Origin of the sequence: Deinococcus pimensis DSM 21231, assembly GCF_000519345.1 — a bacterium.
In the GTDB taxonomy this organism is placed as follows: domain Bacteria; phylum Deinococcota; class Deinococci; order Deinococcales; family Deinococcaceae; genus Deinococcus_A; species Deinococcus_A pimensis.
Genome location: NZ_KI912628.1, coordinates 19,973 through 20,317 on the forward strand (window position 1 = coordinate 19,973; position 345 = coordinate 20,317).

Consider the following 345-nt stretch of genomic DNA (forward strand, 5'->3'; position numbering starts at 1 on the left):
CGCGGACGGCGCGGCCTTCGTGCCGCTCGCGGGCGAGGGGCCCGGCGGCATCGAGGCGGCGATCATCCGCGCGCTCGGCGTCGAACTGCACGGACTCGACGTGCACGCGCGGCTCGTGGAGTGGTTCCGCGCGCGCAACGTCCTCGTGGTGCTCGACAACTTCGAGCACCTCCTCGACGCGGGCGAGGTCGTCGAGCGGCTCATGCGCGAGGCGCCCGGCCTGAAGGTGCTCGTCACCACCCGCGAGGCGCTCGGCGTGCACGCCGAGCGGCGGCTGGAACTGCGCGGCCTGCCCGTCGAGGACACCACGAGCGGCGGCGCGGGGCTGCACGGCGCGCTCGCCTT

1 pseudogene is annotated in these 345 nt (G+C 75.7%); it reads left to right on the plus strand.

Features of this window, described 5'->3' with window-relative positions:
- A pseudogene (locus DEIPI_RS38860) lies at positions 1-345 on the plus strand (hypothetical protein); the annotation flags it as partial.